The sequence below is a fragment of the Kitasatospora sp. NPDC032757 genome (genome assembly GCF_055579305.1).
On record NZ_JBVINN010000002.1, the window covers coordinates 121,292 to 140,077 of the forward strand.

The following is an 18,786-nucleotide window of genomic DNA, read 5'->3' on the forward strand; positions in this document are numbered from 1 at the left end:
CCCCCGCTCGCGGAGCCGCTCGAGCCGCCGAGGCCGTAGCGGCCACGGCGGCCGTAGCGGCCAGGACGGCCGCCACGGCCACGACAGCCCTGTGACTGCTACGGCTGCATCTCGTAGGCGCCGGAGAGCGCCTCGACCCGCGCCCACACCTTCGCCGCCCGCTCGCCGTCCGCGACCGGGCGGCGGACGTGCGCCAGCGCCCAGGCGGCCTGCGCCTCGGTCGCGGACGCCTTGCCGTGCAGCTCGGTGGCGTGCGCGGAGAAGTCCCGCACCAGCGCGTCGAAGATCTGGTCCAGGACGTCCGCCTCCAGCCCGGTCAACTCGGCCTGCTCCAGCACCAGCTGGCCGTAGACGATCAGCGCGAACAGCTGGCCGATCTCGAGCAGGAAGTCCAGGTCCGCCTGCTGCTCCGCGCCCGGCGCGTGCTGGACCAGGAACTCGCAGAAGCCGTCGGCCTGTTCGCGGAACCGGGCGACGTTCGGGACGTGCGCGTGCGCGTCGTACGCGGTGCGCCAGTCGTGGAAGCGGATCGCGCCCAGACCGCGGGCCGGGCCCTGCCGGAACAGGAACTCGTCGTCGGCCGCGTCCAGCCGGCTCGGCACCGGCGCGTACTCGGCCGGGTTGAACAGGTAGTTGGCCATGAACTTGAGGATCAGCGCCAGGTTGACGTGGACGGTGCCCTCCAGCTTCGGAAGGCCGCGGATGTCCTTCGCCGCCTTGTCGAAGTAGGTGTCCGCCTCGAAGCCCTTGGCCGCGATGACGTCCCACATCAGGTCGATGACCTTCTCGCCCTCCGTGGTGACCTTCATCTTGGTCATCGGGTTGAAGAGCAGGTAGCGACGGTCCTCGGGCGAGGCGGTGCGGAAGTAGTCCACCGCGCGGTCGGAGAACAGCTTCATCGCCACCAGGCGGGCGTACGCGTCGGTCAGCTCACGCCGCACGTGCGGGAAGTCGGTGACCTTCTTGCCGTAGAGCACCCGGTTGTGGGCGTGCGTGACGGCCTCGTACATCGCGTGCTCGCAGATGCCGACGGAGGCGGTGCAGAGGTTGAACTTGCCGACGTTGACGGTGTTCAGCGCGGCGTCGAAGGCGGCCTTGCCGGTGTGCAGCACGTCCTCGGCGCGCACCGGGTAGTCCTCCAGCCGGAACTCGCTGACGTACATCTGGGCGTTCACGACGTTCTTGACCAGGTGGTACGCCTCGTGGCGGCTGTCGGCGGCGAAGAAGACGTAGCCCTCCGGGCCCTCGACGTCCGAGCGGCGGCCGAACACCGAGACCAGGCTGGCGACGTTGCCGTTGCCGATGTAGTACTTGGGGCCGGTGGCGGTGAAGCCGCCCTCGCCGTCGGGGGTGAGGATCATGTCCGTCGAGTAGATGTCGGCGCCGTGGCTGCGCTCGGAGAGCCCGAACGCCATCACGTGACCCTCCGCCAGCAGCTGGGCGGCACGGGCCCGGACGGCCTCGTTCTCGCTCTGCCAGACCGGGCCGAGGCCGAGGATGGTGACCTGCCAGGTGTACCAGTAGCCGAGGCCGTAGAAGCCGAGGATCTCGTTCAGCTCGGCGATCCGGGCGGTGTCCCAGCGCTTGGCCGGGTCGGCCGAGGACGGGGTCAGGAACTCCGCGAACAGGCCTTCCTTCGCGGCGAATTCGAGGAAGTCGGCGTACCAGGTGCGGTCGATGTAGGTGTCGATCAGCGCCTTCTTGCCGCGGGACTCGAACCAGTCCACGGTCGCGCGCAGCAGTCGGCGGGTCGGCTCGTCGAACTGCGCGGGGTCGTACGTACGCGGGTTGAAGAGCATCACGGGCTCCCGGGGGTCGAGGGATTCGAGGGGTGTGAGGACGGTGTGGGGTACGGGGTGCCCTGGGGCACGGGCGGCCCGGGGCCTGGGCGGCCCGGGCCTACGGCCGGTGGTCGCCGGAGCCGCCGGGGCCGCCGGAGCCTGCTTGGCCGGCTTGGCCGGCGGCGAGGCGGTGCAGGGTGGCGAGCACGTCGTCCAGCCAGGCGAGGGTCATCCGCTCGTACTCGATGCCGCCGCGCAGCACCACGTGCTGGAGCTGCTGCCGGGGGTCGAGCGCGGCGGGGGAGGGGAAGTCGCGCTGCTCGCCGTGCAGGTAGCGGGCGAGCAGGGCGGCGTGGCCCTCGCGGTGGCGTTCGACCTCGGCGATCAGCGCGGCCGGGTCGTCGAAGGCCGCGGCGCGGATCTTGACCGCCAGCTCGTGCCGGACGGTCTCCGGTTCGACCGGCTCGCGCAGCCAGCCGGCCAGGGCGGTGCGGCCCGGCTCGGCGGCCGAGTACACCTTCTTGTCCGGCCGGCCGTCCTGGGCGACCTCCTCGGCGGAGATCCAGCCGTCGGCCTCCATGCGCCGCAGCACCCGGTAGATCTGCTGGTGGGTGGCGGTCCAGAAGCGGCCGATCGAGCGGTCGAACCGCCGGGCCAGCTCGTAGCCCGAGCCGGGCTGCTCCAGCAGCGAGACGAGGATCGCGTGCTCCAGTGCCATGACCGGCATCCTGCTATGCAACGAGTTGCATACACAAGGGCGCCCCGCCCCGGTGAGACGCAGCTCACCGCTTCGTCGGCGCGGCGGGAAACCCGACAGGGTAGCTTCCGAGGCAAAAAGGTGCAAAACGGTAGATCGGCGCCAGAATGGGTACGGGCGCGCTAGCGCCTTCCATGTTCCGGACGTAGGAGGTGGTATCGGTGTCTACCCAGATTCCGATGGGCATGGAGCACCATCCGGACATCGTCGAACTACGGGAGCACTACGAGCGGGTCACGCTGACCCCGCAGGCCCAGGGCATCGAGGCCCTGGCCGTTCTCGCCGGTCTCTTCCTGGCGGCCTCGCCATGGATCGTCGGCTTCACCGCCTTCAGCACGCTGACCGTCACCTGCCTGATCGTCGGCCTGGCGTACTGCCTGCTGATGGCCGGATACGGCTCGGCGTACGAGCGCACCCACGCACGGGCCTGGGCCGCGACCCTGCTCGGCGCGTGGACGATCATCTCTCCCTGGGTGGTGTCCGGTGAGGTGGACCGTGGCAAGAACATCGTCACCTGCCTGATCGCGGGCGGCGTGATGTTCCTGCTGGGGCTCGCCGCGATCTCGATGGCCACCATGACATCGAACGGAGCGTCGATGAGGCGCGGCCGGGCCGGCCGGGCCAGGAGCTGACCTCACGGGAAGCCCGGACGGGCAGCCCGGACCGGGGCGCGGAACGGCGAGGCCGCCGTCCGCGCCCCGGCACGTCCGCCCCCTGCGGGACGGCACTGCGGCCGCCCCGCCGCCCCCGGGCTACGGCCGGGTCATCCGCAGCACGTCCAGCGCCTCGTCCAGCTGCTCCCGGGTGAGCAGCCCCTGCTCCAGGTAGCCCCGCTCCAGCACCACCTGACGGATCGTCTTCCGCTCGGCCAGCGCCTGCTTGGCGACCTTGGCGGCCTCCTCGTAGCCGATGTACCGGTTGAGCGGGGTGACCACCGACGGCGAGGACTCCGCGTACTCGCGGGCCCGTCCGGCGTTGGCGGTGATGCCGTCCACCGTCCGGTCGGCCAGCAGCCGGGCGCTGTTGGCGAGCAGCCGGACCGACTCCAGCACATTGCGGGCGATCACCGGGAGCATCACGTTCAGCTCGAAGTTGCCGCTCGCGCCCGCCACCGTGACGGTCGCGTCGTTGCCGATCACCTGCGCCGAGACCATCAGCACCACCTCGGGCAGCACCGGGTTCACCTTGCCGGGCATGATCGACGAACCCGGCTGGAGGTCGGGCAGGTTGATCTCCCCGAGACCGGTGCGCGGGCCCGAGCCCATCCAGCGCAGATCGTTGGCGATCTTGGTGAAGCCGACCGCGACGGTGCGCAGCTGGCCGCTCAGCTCGACCAGGCCGTCCCGCGCGCCCTGCGCCTCGAAGTGGTCGCGGGCCTCCGTCAGCGGCAGGTCGGTGGTCCGGGCCACCTCCTCGATCACGGCCGCGGCGAACCCGGGCGGGGTGTTGATGCCGGTGCCCACCGCCGTGCCGCCGAGCGGCAGTTCGGCGACCCGGGGGAGCGTCGCCAGCAGCCGCTCCCGCCCGTGCCGCACCTGCGCCGCGTACCCGGCGAACTCCTGGCCCAGGGTGACCGGGGTGGCGTCCATCAGGTGCGTCCGGCCGGACTTCACCACCTGCGCGAACTCCGCCGCCTTGCGCTCCAGCGCCTCCGCCAGGTGCTCCAGTGCGGGGATCAGGTCGTGGGTGACGGCGGCGGTGGCCGCGATGTGGATCGAGGACGGGAACACGTCGTTCGAGGACTGGCTCGCGTTGACGTGGTCGTTCGGGTGGACGGGCCGGCCCAGCCGCTCCGAGGCCAGCGTCGCGATCACCTCGTTGGTGTTCATGTTGGACGAGGTGCCGGAGCCGGTCTGGAACACGTCCACCGGGAACTCGGCGTCCCAGCGGCCCTCCGCGACCTGCTCCGCGGCGGCCGCGATCGCCTCCGCCGTCTCGTCGTCCAGCACCCCGAGCCGGGCGTTCACCCGCGCGGCGGCCGCCTTGATCCGGGCCAGCGCCGCGATGTGGGCGCGCTCCAGCCGCTGGCCGGACACCGGGAAGTTCTCCACCGCCCGCTGCGTCTGCGCCTGCCACTTCGCCGCGGCCGGCACCCGGACCTCGCCCATCGAGTCGTGCTCGGTCCGGTACTGCTGCTCGTCGCCCATCGCGCGCTGCTCCTCCCGGCCGGCCCCGGGGGCGGCCTTGGTCTCGGTCGTGCTGTCGGTACCGGTACCGGTACCGGATTCGGTCTCCGATCACGACAGCCGCGCGCGGGTCCCGGGTATTTCCGCCCCCGGGGGCGCCGTCCGGCCCCGGCCGTCCCTTCGCTGCGGGGTTACCGCACTACGGTGCCACCGCCCCTGCGCTGCGGGGTCACCGCACTACGGCGCCACCGCTCCTGCGCTGCGGGGTTACCGCACTACGGCGCCACCGCTTCTGCGGGCCAGGGCAGCTCGTGGCGGACGACCGCGCCCGGTTCGGCCCCGGCCTGGGCGACGAGGGCGCCGCCCGGTGCCCAGAAGCCCGACCCGCCCGAGGTTCGCGGGTACTCGCCGCTGGCCCCGGCCGAGGTGGCCAGCACGCCCCACACCCCGTGCGCGGCGGCCCGGTCGCGGACCTGGCCGTCCCGCCGGGCGAGCGCCACCGGGTCGTCGCCGTACAGGGTGGAGGCGACGTAGACGTCGATGCCGAGCGCGGCCAGCTGCTCGGCGTGCTCGGGGAACGCGGCGTCCGCGCAGATCGCCAGGCCCAGCCGCCGGCCGTCCAGTTCCAGCACCGCGGGCTTGTCGCCGGGGGTGAAGCGGTCGCCCTCCGCTCCGTGCAGCTGGGTCTTCCGGCAGACGACCTCGGCGCCCTCGCCGGTGACGGCGAGCGTGGCGATGTACTCGCGGCCGTCCGCCTCGCGCACCGGCGCGCCGGCCAGGGCGGTCGTGCCGGCCGCGGCGCAGGCCTCGACCAGCGGCGCGAGCCGCGCGTCGGCGGGGTCGATCGCGGGCGCGGCGAGGTCGTAGCCGGTCAGCGAGAACTCGGGGAAGACCACCAGCCGGGCGCCGGCCTCGCGGACCGCGTCGACGTGCCGTCGGACGTTGACGGCCACGGTCTCCGGCCGGGAGGCCTCGGCGCAGACGGGCTGGACGACGGCAACGGTCAGGGGCTCGGGCGCGGGCACGGTGGGGCCTCCGAGGGGGTGATCAGGGGTGGAGATCACGATCAACCTAGGGGCCGTCGGGGAACCGGGCAAGCTTCATTCGAAAGGGTGAAGATCGCGAGCCGGAGGCCCGTTGGCGGCCGCCCGGCCCGTCCGGCTTCGTACGCTCGTACGCGGATCGGGGGAACGGTCACGACGGCGCTCGCGTGCGGCGTGCGGCGCAGGACGCGCGGCCCGCGGCACCCGTCGCCACGCAGGGGGCGGGCATGACAGCACCAGGGCACCACACCGGCGAGCACCACGGCGGCGGGCACCGCACCGGCGAACGCCGCGACAGCGAACGCCGCGACGGCGCGGCCGTCGACGGGCCCCGCGGGGCTCGCAGGAGCAGCACCGGCCTGAGCCGGCGTGAACTGCTCGGCGCCTCGGCCGCGCTCGGCGGGGCCGCCTGGCTGCTGCGCGGCACGATCGGCCCGGACCACGCGCAGGCCGTCACCCCGGCGCCGCCCGGACTGCCCGCCGGTACCGAGCTGTACCAGCGGGTCTACCAGAACTGGTCCGGCGAGGTCCGCACCGACCAGCTCTGGACTTGCGCCCCGCGCACCCCCGAGGAGGTGCCCCCGCTCGCCGACTGGGCCCACGCCAACGGCTGGCGGCTGCGCGCCCAGGGACACCGGCACACCTGGGCCCCGCTCACCGTCGCCGACGCCACCCCCGAGAGTGCCCGCGTCCTGCTGCTCGACACCACCCGCCACCTCACCGCGATCACCGCCGACTCGCCGGACACCGTCCGGGTCCAGACCGGCGCCACCATGGAGGACCTGCTCGCCCACCTGGCCGGCCGCGGCCTCGGCGTCGCCAACTGCCCCGCGCCCGGCGAGCTGACCGTCGGCGGGGTGCTCGCCATCGGCGGCCACGGCACCGCCGCCCCGGCCGCCGGCGAGACCCGCCCGGACGGCCAGGGCTACGGCTCGCTGAGCAACCAGATCACCCGGCTGACCGCCGTCGTCCACGACCCCGGCACCGGCCGCTACACCCTGCGCACCTTCGACCGCGCCGAGGCCGACAGCGGCGCGTTCCTCGTCCACCTCGGCCGGGCCTTCGTGACCGAGGTGGTGCTCCGGGCCGGCGCCGACCGGCAGCTGCGCTGCGTCAGCCGGCTGGACATCCCGGCGGGCGAACTCTTCGCCCGCCCGGGCACCTCCGGTCCCCTCGGCCGCCGACCGCGCACCTTCGCCGACTTCGTCGAGCGCGACGGCCGCGCCGAGGCGATCTGGTTCGCCTACACGGACCGCCCCTGGCTGAAGACCTGGAGCGTCGCCCCGGAGCGTCCGTTCGCCTCCCGTGCCGTCGAGGAACCGTACAACTACCCCTTCTCCGACAACATCCCGGAACCGGTCGCCCGGCTCGCCGGCCAACTCATCACCGGCGCCTGGTCGTCGGCCCCGCTCTTCGGTCAACTCCAGTACCTGGTCGCCAAGGTGGGGCTCACCGGGGACCTCACCGACGTCCTGCTATCCGGCGGTCTGATCCGCGACCTGCTCACCGGCGAGGTGCTCACCCACCTGCTCGCCGGCGGCCTGCGCTCCGACCTCTGGGGCCCCTCCCGCACCCTGATGCAGTACGTCCGCCCCACCACCCTGCGGGTCACCGCCAACGGCTACGCCATCCTCGCCCGGCGCGCCGACCTCCAGTGGGTGCTCGCCGAATTCGCCGACCACTACCGGCAGTTGCTCGCCGATTACCAGGCGCGCGGCGAGTTCCCGGTGAACGGCGCGGTCGAGATCCGGGTCACCGGCCTGGACGACCCCGCCTCCTGCGGTGTCCCCGGCGCCCGGCCGCCCCTGCTCTCCGCGCTGCGCCCCCGGCCCGACCGCCCCGAATGGGACACCGCCGTCTGGCTCGACGTCCTCGCCTTCCCCGGCACACCCGGGCTGCACTGCTTCGCCCGCGAGCTCGAACAGTTCCTGCTGCGCACCTTCGACGGCACCCGGGCCGGCCTGCGCGTCGAGTGGTCCAAGGGCTGGGCCTACACCGCGGACGCCGCCTGGGCCGACCCGGACGTGCTCGGCCGGGTCATCCCCGCCAGCCACCGCGACGGCGGCGGCCCCGGCTGGGACGAGGCGATCGCCGTACTGGACCGCCACGACCCGCACCGGGTCTTCGGAAACCCCTTCCTGGACCGGCTGTTGACGAACTGACGGTCGGTCCGTCCGGCGCGGGCCGCCCGGCGGGGGAGCGCCGCTCCGGTCAGACGTGCTCCATCACGATCACGGCCAGCGTTCCGGGCTCCAGCGCGCGGAAGACGTGCGGGGCGTCGCCCGGGTAGCTCACGTAGTCGCCCGGGCCCAGCTCTACCGGCGCCTCCGACGGGCCGGCCAGCGCACGCCCCGCGCCGATCAGGAGGTGCTCGACCGTGCCCGGCATGTGCGGATCGGAGGCGCGGGTCTCGCCCGGCTGCGCCTCGATCCGGTAGATGTCGCGGCGGGCGTTGGGCGGGCAGGAGGCCAGCAGGGTGGCGGCGTAGTCGGCCCGCTCGGAGTGGGTGACCGGCCCCTCGCCGGCCCGGATCACCCGCACCACCGGCCGCGGCGGGTCGACCAGCCGGCTGAACGGCACGTCCAGCGCGACGCCGAGCGCCCAGAGCGTCTCCACACTGGGGTTGCCGGCGCCGGACTCCAGCTGGGAGAGCGTGGACTTGGCGATCCCGGCCCGCCGGGCCAGCTCGGCCATCGAGAGTCCGACGCGCTCGCGCTCGCGCCGGATCGAGGCGGAGATCAGGCCGATCAGCTCCGAACCGGACGTGGTCGGCCCGCCGTTGTCGCCCGCGCCGCCGCTCGCTCCGCTGCCGCCTCCGGGGCTGCCGCCGCCGGGGCCGGTTCCGCCGCTGCCCACACTCATCCGCGTTCGCTCCACAGGTCCACGCGTTCGCCTTGACGAACGACAGCCATCGGGTTCACTCTACTGGACATGCGTTCGCTCCTCCGAACACTCGACCGTTCCACGCTGCGTGACATCGCCCTGGTCTGCGTGGCCGACGCCCTGGTCGGTGCCTCCTTCGGCGCCATCAGCGTCTCCGGCGGCCTGCCGATCTGGGTGCCGATCGCCATGTCCGTGCTGGTCTTCGCGGGCGGTTCCCAGTTCGCGGCCGTCGGTGTGGTCCTCTCCGGCGGCGGCGCGCTCGCCGCCGTCGCCACCGGCCTGGTCCTCAACGCCCGCCTGCTGCCGTTCGGCTTCACCGTCGCCGACGTCCTCGACGGACCCTGGTGGCGGCGGCTGCTCGGCGCGCAGCTGCTGACCGACGAGTCGGTCGCCTTCGCCCTGCTCCAGCCCGACCGGCGCCGCCGTCGGGCCGCGTTCTGGCTCTGCGGGGTCGCCCTGTTCGTGGTCTGGAACGCCGCAGTCGTGCTCGGCGCCGCCGCCGGCGGCCTCATCGGCGACACCGACGCCCTCGGGCTCGACGCCGCCTTCCCCGCCGTCCTGCTCGCGCTCGTCCTGCCGTCACTCACCGACCCGCGCACCCGCGCCGCCGCCCTGGCCGGCGCCGCCGTCGCGGTCGCCGCCACCCCGTTCCTGCCGGCCGGTCTGCCCGTCCTGCTCGCCCTCCTCGGCCTGGTCTTCGCCGGCCGGGGCCCGGCCCGCCCGGCCGGGGAGCAGCCCGCCGGTCAGACACCCGCGCCGACCGCCGAAGAGGTCCGCTGATGCCCCTGCTCGCCGTCCTCCTGCTGGCCGCCGGCACCTACGCCTTCCGGATCGCCGGTCCCGCCCTCGGTCACCGGCTCACCCTCTCCGACCGGCTGCGCCACCTGCTCGCCGTGGCCGCCGCCGTGCTGCTGGTCGCCCTCGTCGCCACCGGCGCCCTCACCCGGGGCCACGACTTCGCCGGCTGGGCCCGGCCCGCCGGCGTACTGGTCGCCGGGCTGCTCGCGCTGCGCCGCGCGCCGTTCCCGGTCGTGGTGGTGGCGGGCGCAGCGACCACGGCGGTGCTCCGGCTCTGCGGGATCGCCTGACGCGGCGCCCGCGGCCAGGGTGCGGCCCGCCGCCCTGGCCCGCCCTCGTGAAGCACCGTCCCGACCCGGCGCACCGCCCTGACCTGGTGACGCACCGCCCCGCCCTGGCGCACCGTCCCGGCCGCTGTCGGACGGGGCGGCTCCTCGGGGCCGACCGCCTGGGCGCAGGCCCGGGTTCAGCCGGTGGCGCCTTCCGTCAGACGCTCCTGCTGGATCTCGGGCCGCTTGCTGTCCCAGAGCAGCTCCCAGACCTTGAACACGCAGTGGTAGTCCCGCATGCTGCCCTTGGAGATCAGCAGGTAGGTGTCGCCGTCCCGGAGCAGAGTGCGCTGGCGGCTGTTGAACGGGTGCTGCGGCGTGTACGTCGGCACGAGCCGCTTCAGCTCGGCGAGGGCCTCCTCGCGGGTGCCCTCGATCTCGGCGAGCACGTTGGTGCCCCAGATCCGGTCGTTGCCGGCGCCCTCGGTCTCCTGGACGACCAGTGCCCAGCGCGTCATGGCCCACCCCTCACTTCAGCTGCCGGAGCCTGCGAAAGCGATCATCCTATCGAGGCGGGGGAGGCCTTTCGGCGGGAAGTGCCGCCGGTGCGAGCGCCCTGACGAGGAGCGTGGTCGGGTGCGGGGTGCCTCCGGTTCCGTGGCGTCCGTCGGTCTCGTGGCGTCCGACGGTTCCTCCGTGGTCAGCGGTCAACTGTGGACATGCTCACTCCCTCGCCTCCGGCCGCCCGGAGCCCGGCCGCGTGCGGAATACTCGCCGGTACCCGCCGCGGCCGGTACCCCCGCCGGCCCCCCGGAGCGGGAGCGCGACCGGCCCGGACCGGTACCCGCCGAGACCACAAGGACGACAAGGAGCTTCGATGGCGAAGCAGCCCCGCATCGACCCGGCCGACCTCCTCGCCGTCGGTGACCTGCTCACCGACGAGGAACGACTGATCCGCGACACCGTACGGAAGTTCACCGAGGAGCGGATCCGCCCGCACCTGGCCGACTGGTTCGAGCGCGGCGTCTTCCCGGCCCGCGAACTCGCCCCCGAACTCGGCGCCCTCGGTGTGCTCGGCATGCACCTCGACGGCTACGGCTGCACCGGCTCCACCGCCGTCGCCTACGGGGTCGCCTGCATGGAGCTGGAGGCCGCCGACTCCGGGCTGCGCAGCTTCGTCTCCGTCCAGGGCTCGCTGGCGATGCGCTCGATCCACGCCTACGGCTCCGAGGAGCAGAAGCAGCGCTGGCTGCCCGGCATGGCCGCCGGCGAGCTCATCGGCTGCTTCGGCCTCACCGAGCCCGACTTCGGCTCCGACCCGGCCAACATGCGCACCCGCGCCCGCCGCAAGGGCGCCGGCGAGGGCGCCGACTGGGTGCTCTCCGGCTCCAAGATGTGGATCACCAACGGCAGCATCTCCGACGTCGCCGTCGTCTGGGCGCAGACCGAGGACGGCGTCCGCGGCTTCCTGGTCGAGCCCGGCACCCCCGGCTTCACCGCCACCGACGTGCACGGAAAGCTCTCGCTGCGCGCCTCGGTCACCAGCGAGCTGGCCTTCGACGAGGTCGTGCTGCCCGCCGACGCCGTCCTGCCCGGCGTGACCGGCCTGCGCGGACCGCTCTCCTCCCTCAACGAGGCCCGCTACGGCATCCTCTGGGGCACCGTCGGGGCCGCCCGCGACTGCTACACCGCCGCGCTCGACTACGCCAAGAGCCGCGTCCAGTTCGACCGCCCGATCGCAGGCTTCCAGCTCACCCAGCAGAAGCTGGTCGAGATGATGATGGAGGTGGAGAAGGCCTACCTGGTCGCGCTGCGGATCGGCCGCCTGAAGGACGAGGGCGCGGCCCGCCCGGCCCACGTCAGCTTCGGCAAGCTCAACAACGTGCGCGCCGCGCTGGAGATCGCCCGCAGCGCCCGCACGGTGCTCGGCGCCAACGGCATCACCACCGAGTACCCGGTGCTGCGGCACGCCAACAACCTGGAGTCGGTGCTGACCTACGAGGGCACCAGCGAGATCCACACCCTTGTCCTCGGCGAGGCCATCACCGGCGAGTCGGCCTACCGCTGACCCGCCGCTCCGCCCCCGAAATCCGGTGGCCGGGCCGACGCCGGCCCGGCTACCGTCCCTCCCCATGGCCAGCCGGACGCCCCTCACCTCCCCGACCACGACCCTCTGGCGCCCCACCGGGCCCGAGGAGTTGGCCCTGGTCGAGGCCTCCGGTCGGCGCGCCTGGCCGCCCCGCCTGCCCGACCAGCCGATCTTCTACCCGGTGCTCAACGAGGACTACGCGATCCGGATCGCCCGCGACTGGAACGTCCCCGCCTCCGGTGTGGGCTACGTGACCCGCTTCGAGGTCGACACCGCCTTCCTGGCCCGCTACCCGGTGCAGCAGGCCGGCGGCCGGACGATCCTCGAACTCTGGGTGCCGGCCGAGGAGTTGCCGGAGTTCAACCGGCACATCGTCGGCCGCATCGAGGTCGTCCACGAGTTCCGGCCCGCCCCGTGACGGCCGTCGCGCGGGAGGCCGTCACCCGGCCGGCCGGTGCGCGACCCGCCGGGGCGCCCGTGCTGCTCACCTCGGCCCAGGCGACGAGCACCACCGCCCTCCTCACCGAGGCCGCGGCCGCACGCGGGCTGGAGACCGCCGTCCTCACCGGCCCGGCCACCGTGGACCGGCTGGCCGGGCGGCCCGTCCACTGGTACGGCGGCCCTCTCGCCGCCGCCCGGATCGCCGCGCCGCTCGGCCTCGCCCTGCTCGAACCCGAGGACGACTGGCCGGCCGGGCTGCCCGAGGAGTTCACCGGCCGGCGGATCGAACTGACCACCCTCGCCGAGGCGTGGAAGCTCACCCGGCCCGCCTTCGTGAAACCGCCCGCCGACAAGTCCCTCCCGCCCGCCGTCTACGCCGACGGCTCCCGCCTGCCGCGCCACGGCGAGCGGATCGGGCCGGACACGGCCGTGCTGGTCAGCGACCCGGTGACGTTCGGCTCCGAGTACCGGCTCTTCGTCCTCGACGGCGAGGTGGTCACGGGCAGCCGCTACGCCCGCTTCGGCAGGCTCGACCCGGGCCCGCTCACCGCGGAGGCCACCGCCTTCGCCCGCCGCCTGCTCGCCGCCGTCGGCGAGGGCCTGCCCAGCGCCGTCGCCCTCGACGTCGGCCCGCTGCTCGACCCGTACGACGCGGCCGAGCGCTGGGCCGTCGTCGAGGCCAACATGCCGTGGTTCGCCCACTCCTACGCGGCCGACCCGGCCCGCGTCCTGGACGTGGTCGTGCGCGCGGCCGGGCCCGGTGGCCGCGCTGCGCCCCGCCGACCGCCGGTTCGTCCGGCCGGAGGCTGACGGCTGACGGGTGACCGATGCCGGCATCCGTCACCCGTTCGCTCGCCGTCGCCCGACGCTCCACCCGCCGCCGTCCGGACACCCGCCGTTCCCTCCGGTGACACCGGTCGGTACCCCGGGCAGTGCAGCATGTCGCGGTCGGCGGCGCCTGTGAGGGTGCGGCCGGGCGCACCGCGAAAGGAACCCCCACATGTCCATACCTCCGCCGCCCCGACCCCGGGTCCTCGTCGTCGGGATCGACGGCGTCCGGTACGACCTGCTGGAGCAGGTCCCGATGCCGCGGCTGGCGGAGGTGGCCGAGGCCGGGTTCCTGGCCCCCGTCACGGTGGCGGAGTCCACGCCCACCATGTCCGGACCCTGCTGGGCCACCATCGTCACCGGCGTCGAGCCCGCCAAGCACGGCGTCTGGGGCAACCACCTGGCCGGCAACCGGCTCGACGTCTTCCCCGACTTCGCCACCCGCCTGGCCCGGCAGGACCGCCGCCGCACCTTCGTCGCCGCCGGCTGGGACCCGCTGATGATCAACGAGTCCGGCGGCCCGCTGTTCCGCGCCCCCGGCCGCCTCTCCTACGTCGCCCCCGCCGAGGACACCCCCGAGGCGTGGGAGGCCGTGGACGAGGAGGTCACCCGGGAGGCCGTGCACGTCCTCTCCACCGCCGACCCGGAGGCGTCCTTCGTCTACCTCGGCGCCGTCGACGAGACCGCCCACTTCCTCGGCTGCGGCGAGGAGTACCGGGCGTCCATGCGCACCGCCGACCAGCGCCTCGGCCGGCTGCTCGACGCCGTCCGCGGCCGGGCCGGCCACGCCGACGAGGCGTGGACGGTCATCGTCGTCACCGACCACGGCCACGTCGACGCCGGCGGCCACGGCGGCCGCACCCCCGAGGAGCGCACCGCCTGGGTGGCCTGCGCAGGTCCCGGCATCCCCGCCGCCCCGCCCGCCGGAGAGATCCGCCACCCGGACGTCGCCGCCCAGGTGTACGCGTCCCTCGGACGGCCCATCGACCCGCACTGGACGCTGGACGGCCGCCCGTTCCCGGTGGCCAGGCCCGTCCCGGCAGGTGCCTGAGAACGCCCTCACCGGGCCCGCCGGGCGGCTCGCCCGTCCCGGGGAACCCTGAGGCCGCGGCGCCGCGTGTCCCCCTGAAGGGGGAGACCGTCCCCCTACGGTCGGGGGGACGGTCGCGACCTTCAGGTGACGCCCCGGCAGTCCACGGCGGGTCAGGATGGAGTCACCCCGACGGACCGGACGGCACCGCCGCACGGCACGGGACCGCGACCACGCGGCGGACGGGCACGGCGCGGCCGGACGAGCGGCAGACACTGCGGACACCGGCAGCGGTGGTACCGAACAGGAGAGGGCAGGGCGGGGCATGAACGGCATCGTGAGCAAGGTCGCACTCGGGATCGCGGGCACGGGCATGGCCGTCGCCGTCGCGGCCGTCGCGGTCGGCCCGCGGGTCTCCGAGTGGTACGACGGCCGCCACCAGGAGCAGGTCACCTACGCCACGGGCAGCGACGCCAAGGCCGGCCGGCACGCGACGCCGGCCTGGCTGCCCGACAACGCGTCCTCCGTCCGGTACCTGATGTCCACCACCGGCGACGACCGCCTGCTGAGCGCCACCCTGCCGGACGGCCGGCTGCCCGCCGGCTGCAACACCGTCGAGCCGGGCCGCAGCGCCCGGCCGGCGCCGGCCGCACTGAAGGCGGGCTGGTTCCCGGCGGGCGTCACCACGAAGGTCACCGGCACCTGCGGGCACTACAACGTCACCCTGACCGGCAACCAGCTGTACGCCTGGCAGGACGGCGCCGCCGTCCAGGCCGCCCAGCGCGCGGGGCGGCAGCCCAAGCACTGAGCCGGGCGACGGGGCCGGGCGACGGGCCCGGCCGGGCGGCGGTGAGCCGCGCGGCCGTCCCCAAGTATCGCGAGCCCGGTCCGCTGGGGTAGGACGGAGCGAGGACAAACCCGCGCCCGCCCCGTGAGGAGCCCCATGCCTGGTCCGACCGCCGGCCCCGCCGGCGAGACGTCGACCGCCCCCACCACCCCCGCCGGCTCCGGCCGCACCGGCAGTGCCCCCGGCCGCGCCACCGTCGCCGTCCTCGGCGGCCTCGTCGCCCTCGGCCCGCTCACCACCGACCTCTACCTGCCGGGCCTGCCCGCGATCGCCGAGGACCTCGCCGTCGAACCGGCCGCCGTCCAGCTCACCCTCACGGCCTCGATGTTCGGCGTCGCCGCCGGCCAGCTGATCTTCGGACCGCTCAGCGACCGCTTCGGCCGCCGGCCGCCGCTGCTCGCCGGACTCGCCGTCTACACCGTGGCCAGCGTCGTCTGCGTCATCGCCCCCACCCTGCCCGTCCTGGTCGCCGCCCGCTTCGTCCAGGGCGCCGCCGGCGCGGCGGGGCTGGTCATCGGCCGCGCCGTCGCCCGGGACCGCTTCCAGGGCGTCGCCATGCTGCGCTTCCTCGCCTCGATCAGCCTGATATCCGGCCTCGCACCGATCCTCGCCCCGCTCTTCGGCGCGCAACTGCTCCGCGTCACCTCCTGGCGCGGCACCTTCGGCGCCCTCACCGCCCTCGGCCTGCTGCTCACCCTGATCGCCCTCGCCGCCCTGCGCGAGACCCTCCCGCCCGCCGACCGCCACCGCGGCGGGCTCACCGGCACGCTGCGCACCATGGGCCGGCTGCTCGGCGATCCGCCGTTCCTCGGCCTCGTCCTGACCAGCACCTTCGCCTTCGGCTCGCTGTTCGGCTACATCAGCGGCTCCTCGGTGGTGCTCCAGCACGTCTACCACGTCTCGCCGCAGACCTACAGCCTGCTCTTCGGCCTCAACTCGCTGGCCATGGTCGGCATCACCCAGCTCAACGGCCGCGTGCTGGCACGTCGCTTCACCGCTGGCGCCCTGATGCTCACGGGGCTCTGCGCGGCGGTCACCGCCGGGGTGGCCCTGGTCCTGGTCACCGCCGTCTGGGACTTCGGGCTGGCCGGGGTCTGCCCGGCCCTGTTCGTGCTGATGGGCAGCCTCGGCGTGATCCTCCCCAACACCGCCGCCCAGGCCCTCAGCCTCGTCCCGCCGCAGTCCGCCGGCTCGGCCTCGGCCCTCCTCGGCACCGGCAACTTCGTCTGCGGTGCGCTCGTGGCCCCGCTCAGCAGCCTGGGCGGCCGGCCGTCGGCGGTCCTGCTCGCCACGGTGGTCCTCGTCTGCGCCCTCCTGGCCGCCGGCTCCTACCTCGTGCTCTGCCGCCGCGAGCCGGTGCCGGCCGGGGCGACGCCCGCGTCGGCGGGCTGAGGGGAGCGGCCGGCGCCGACGCGCCGCCGGGGGCGCCGCGACGGGTGGTCGCGGCACCCCCGGCGGGGTGGCCGGTCGCTGCGGGACGGGCCCTACCGGCAGGTCAGGCGATGGCGAAGTCGTCGCCGTAGACGTTGCCCTGGCCGTACCAGCCGTGCAGGTACACCGTGACGGTGCCGGAGGCGCCGGTGGTGAACGGGACGGTCAGCCTGGTCCAGCCCGAGGCGTTGGCCCAGGTGCTGGCGGTGGCGCCGCCGCTCACGCCGAGATAGGCGTAGTTGCCCTGCACCCAGCCGCTCAGCGTGTACGAGGTGTCGGGCTTGAGCGTCACGGTCTGCGCGCACTGGCCGGTCTGACCGGCGCCGGCCGCCGCCTGGAGGGCGTAGGAGCCGGAGTGCGCCGGGGTGGAGACCACCGCGCCGCCGCTCTGGCAGGTCCAGGGGGAGAGGCCGCCGGTCTCCAGGCCGCCGTTGACCAGGCCGCCGGGCGGGGTGCCGCCGGTGACGGTCAGGTTGTAGGTGCCGGTGTGGCTGCCGGAGGGGGCGTTGCCGGTGATCGTCAGCGGGTAACTTCCCGCTGTGGTGGCGGCGGTGGTGGTGATGTTGAGGTTGGCGGTGGTGCCGGCGGTGACGCTGCCGGGGGTGACGGTGGCGGTGACGCCGGAGGGGGCGCCGGTGACGGTGAGGTTGACGCTCTGCGCGGATCCGGCCGTCACGGCGGTGGAGATGGTCGCGCTGGAGGACGAACCGGCCGTCACCGTACCGGAGTTCGGGTTCACGGCGACCGAGAAGTCGTTGCCGACCGGGGTGTTGCCGGTGAACGGCGCGAAGATGTGCGTGAAGTCCCAGGTGCCCTGGCCGATCCCGGAGCAGTCGTCCCGGCCGCCGGTGCCCGGGCAGCCGCCGTTGTCACGCTGGAGGGCCCAGAAGGAGAGCGTGTTGATGCCCTTCGAGACCGCCCAGTTGTACACCGTGGTGGCGTTGGCGACGGTGAAGGTCTCGGCCGCGCCGAAGTCGTCGACGCCGACCATCTCGGTGATGCCGATCGAACCCCACAGCTGGGCGGGGGTCTTGGCCGGGTAGAGCTTGGCCAGCTGGTTGTAGAGGCCGGTCGCCGCGGTCTGGGTGTCGGCGGCCATGTCGTGGGCGGCGTTGTCGTAGTAGTCGAAGGTCATCAGGTTGACGACGTCGATCCGGGCGTTGTTGCCGACCGCGTTCTTCAGCACCGCCAGGCCGCCGGGGGCCAGGCCGCCGGTGGTGGTCGGCAGCGTGTAGGAGAACTGGACCGAGCGGCCGTTGGCGGCGGCCCAGTCCTGCACCAGCTTGATCGCCTTGTTGCGGCGGTCGATGCCGGCGGTGTTGGTCAGCGAGTTGTCCTCGATGTCGAGGTCGATCCGGCTGATGTCGTAGGTGGTGATGACGTTCTCGAAGGCGGCCGCGATCTGGTTCACGTCCGTGCAGCTGTCGGCCAGTTCGGTGCCGGTGTTGTCGGCGGTGTAGCCGCCGAAGGACGGGATCACGTCGCCGCCGCCTGCCCGGATGGTGGCGATGTCGGCACCGAAGGAGGACGGGGCGACGGGCAGCCCGGTGTCGCCGTTCCAGTACGGGGTGCACGAGCCCTTGGTGGCGGCCTGCAGGAACGCCATCGTCAGGTGCTTGGCGCCGGACTGGGCGGCCAGCGCGGCCGGGCTCTGGCCGGTCCAGGACTCGAAGTACGGGGCGAACACCCGGCTCGGCAGCGGGGTCGCGGCCTCGGCCGGTCCCGTACCGCCGGCGACCAGCCCGGCCGACGCGACCAGCGTGGCACAGGCGGTCAGGGCGGCCTGGATCGTTCTGCGTAGACGCATGGATTCTCCAACAGACTTGGTGGGGCAGGACGTTGGTGAACTGCTGAACTGCGCTGCGGGAATGCCGGGGCGCCGGCTTTCCCGGTTGCCGACGTGCGGAGTCGCCGACGTGAGGTGCGGCCGACGTGCGGTCCCGCCGACGTGCGGTCTCGCTGACGTGCGGTCTCGCTGACGTGCGGCCCCGCCGACGTGCGGTCTCGCCGACGTGCGGAGGTGGGGGCGTGCGGGAGCCGTGGCGGGGCGGGCGTGCCGGTGCGCGGGCACGCGTACGCCGTTCGGGGGCGGAGCAGGGCGGGGCAGTGCCTCAGCCGCCGGTGGTCACACCCCCACAGTGCATCCCGGTCGGATCGACATGGATATGATTGGACTAGACCAGTTCTCTGTCAAGGGCTCCTGACAGTTCGTCAACGGACGTGAAAGGGAGGCCTCCTGGAATCCAGGAGGCCTCCCGTTCGTCACTGCCGTGGTCGGATGCCGTCGGCGGTGCACCCGTCCTTGCCGCCCCTGCAGGGGAGTTCGAACCCTGCGGGGGTGTGCCGTGGCCGCGCGCAGGTCGTGGCGCGCGGCCACGTTCCCTCCCGTAGCTCCGACCACCAAATTACCAAGGGGGGTGGGGGCCTGTTGGTCAAAATCAAGGGGGGGAGGGGGGCGCGCAG

Annotated in this window: 17 protein-coding genes; 10 read left to right on the plus strand and 7 right to left on the minus strand. The window is 74.0% G+C overall.

Features of this window, described 5'->3' with window-relative positions; genetic code table 11:
• Positions 1-98 precede the first annotated feature (98 nt).
• Positions 99-1,799, minus strand: a complete 1,701-nt coding sequence (locus tag ACZ5WK_RS03620) for an acyl-CoA dehydrogenase family protein (protein WP_465544553.1) — start codon at positions 1,797-1,799, stop codon at positions 99-101.
• Positions 1,800-1,899: 100 nt separating this feature from the next.
• Positions 1,900-2,499 (minus strand): PadR family transcriptional regulator, encoded by a 600-nt coding sequence (locus ACZ5WK_RS03625; protein ID WP_465544555.1) that lies wholly within the window; start codon positions 2,497-2,499, stop codon positions 1,900-1,902.
• Between the two features lie 200 nt (positions 2,500-2,699).
• Between ACZ5WK_RS03625 and ACZ5WK_RS03630 the strand changes: the two genes are divergently transcribed.
• Positions 2,700-3,170 carry an SPW repeat protein gene (locus tag ACZ5WK_RS03630; RefSeq protein WP_396319800.1) on the plus strand — a complete coding sequence of 157 codons (471 nt, stop codon included), beginning with the start codon at positions 2,700-2,702 and terminating at the stop codon, positions 3,168-3,170.
• 120 nt (positions 3,171-3,290) lie between these two features.
• On the opposite strand, the gene ACZ5WK_RS03635 is transcribed toward ACZ5WK_RS03630, so the two are convergent.
• A complete protein-coding gene (locus tag ACZ5WK_RS03635; protein WP_465544558.1) occupies positions 3,291-4,685 on the minus strand; it encodes a class II fumarate hydratase in 1,395 nt (464 codons plus the stop codon).
• Positions 4,686-4,939: 254 nt separating this feature from the next.
• Entirely contained in the window at positions 4,940-5,689 is a 750-nt protein-coding gene (locus tag ACZ5WK_RS03640) for a carbon-nitrogen hydrolase family protein (RefSeq protein WP_465544560.1), read from the minus strand.
• Between the two features lie 245 nt (positions 5,690-5,934).
• Here ACZ5WK_RS03640 and ACZ5WK_RS03645 point away from each other — a divergent pair, with 245 nt between their 5' ends.
• Positions 5,935-7,869 carry a cholesterol oxidase substrate-binding domain-containing protein gene (locus ACZ5WK_RS03645; RefSeq protein WP_465544562.1) on the plus strand — a complete coding sequence of 645 codons (1,935 nt, stop codon included), beginning with the start codon at positions 5,935-5,937 and terminating at the stop codon, positions 7,867-7,869.
• A gap of 49 nt (positions 7,870-7,918) precedes the next feature.
• On the opposite strand, the gene ACZ5WK_RS03650 is transcribed toward ACZ5WK_RS03645, so the two are convergent.
• Positions 7,919-8,569 carry a helix-turn-helix domain-containing protein gene (locus ACZ5WK_RS03650; RefSeq protein ID WP_465544564.1) on the minus strand — a complete coding sequence of 217 codons (651 nt, stop codon included), beginning with the start codon at positions 8,567-8,569 and terminating at the stop codon, positions 7,919-7,921.
• A gap of 69 nt (positions 8,570-8,638) precedes the next feature.
• Between ACZ5WK_RS03650 and ACZ5WK_RS03655 the strand changes: the two genes are divergently transcribed.
• Together ACZ5WK_RS03655 and ACZ5WK_RS03660 are read left to right on the plus strand one after the other, a co-directional pair.
• On the plus strand, positions 8,639-9,370 hold the full coding sequence (locus tag ACZ5WK_RS03655) for an AzlC family ABC transporter permease (RefSeq protein WP_465544566.1): 732 nt from the start codon (positions 8,639-8,641) through the stop codon (positions 9,368-9,370).
• Positions 9,370-9,678, plus strand: coding sequence for an AzlD domain-containing protein (locus tag ACZ5WK_RS03660; protein WP_396319805.1), 309 nt, complete (start codon positions 9,370-9,372; stop codon positions 9,676-9,678). The genes ACZ5WK_RS03655 and ACZ5WK_RS03660 overlap by 1 nt, the downstream gene beginning before the upstream one ends.
• A gap of 176 nt (positions 9,679-9,854) precedes the next feature.
• On the opposite strand, the gene ACZ5WK_RS03665 is transcribed toward ACZ5WK_RS03660, so the two are convergent.
• The gene (locus ACZ5WK_RS03665) at positions 9,855-10,175 is read right to left on the minus strand and encodes a hypothetical protein (protein WP_396319806.1); all 321 of its coding nucleotides are present in this window, start codon (positions 10,173-10,175) and stop codon (positions 9,855-9,857) included.
• Positions 10,176-10,534: 359 nt separating this feature from the next.
• Here ACZ5WK_RS03665 and ACZ5WK_RS03670 point away from each other — a divergent pair, with 359 nt between their 5' ends.
• The 6 genes from ACZ5WK_RS03670 to ACZ5WK_RS03695 all read left to right on the plus strand — a co-directional run bounded on the left by ACZ5WK_RS03670 (position 10,535) and on the right by ACZ5WK_RS03695 (position 16,284).
• Positions 10,535-11,725 carry an acyl-CoA dehydrogenase family protein gene (locus ACZ5WK_RS03670; RefSeq protein ID WP_465544568.1) on the plus strand — a complete coding sequence of 397 codons (1,191 nt, stop codon included), beginning with the start codon at positions 10,535-10,537 and terminating at the stop codon, positions 11,723-11,725.
• Positions 11,726-11,789: 64 nt separating this feature from the next.
• Complete coding sequence (locus tag ACZ5WK_RS03675; protein ID WP_465544570.1) at positions 11,790-12,164, plus strand: hypothetical protein; 375 nt, start codon at positions 11,790-11,792, stop codon at positions 12,162-12,164.
• Positions 12,161-12,997 (plus strand): ATP-grasp domain-containing protein, encoded by an 837-nt coding sequence (locus ACZ5WK_RS03680; protein WP_465544572.1) that lies wholly within the window; start codon positions 12,161-12,163, stop codon positions 12,995-12,997. The genes ACZ5WK_RS03675 and ACZ5WK_RS03680 overlap by 4 nt, the downstream gene beginning before the upstream one ends.
• A 190-nt stretch (positions 12,998-13,187) precedes the next feature.
• The gene (locus ACZ5WK_RS03685) at positions 13,188-14,066 is read left to right on the plus strand and encodes an alkaline phosphatase family protein (RefSeq protein WP_465544574.1); all 879 of its coding nucleotides are present in this window, start codon (positions 13,188-13,190) and stop codon (positions 14,064-14,066) included.
• A gap of 316 nt (positions 14,067-14,382) precedes the next feature.
• Positions 14,383-14,853, plus strand: a complete 471-nt coding sequence (locus ACZ5WK_RS03690) for a hypothetical protein (protein ID WP_396319810.1) — start codon at positions 14,383-14,385, stop codon at positions 14,851-14,853.
• A gap of 135 nt (positions 14,854-14,988) precedes the next feature.
• Positions 14,989-16,284, plus strand: a complete 1,296-nt coding sequence (locus ACZ5WK_RS03695) for a multidrug effflux MFS transporter (protein ID WP_465544576.1) — start codon at positions 14,989-14,991, stop codon at positions 16,282-16,284.
• 103 nt (positions 16,285-16,387) lie between these two features.
• On the opposite strand, the gene ACZ5WK_RS03700 is transcribed toward ACZ5WK_RS03695, so the two are convergent.
• A complete protein-coding gene (locus ACZ5WK_RS03700) occupies positions 16,388-18,130 on the minus strand; it encodes a glycosyl hydrolase family 18 protein (protein ID WP_465544578.1) in 1,743 nt (580 codons plus the stop codon).
• Positions 18,131-18,786: the final 656 nt, after the last annotated feature.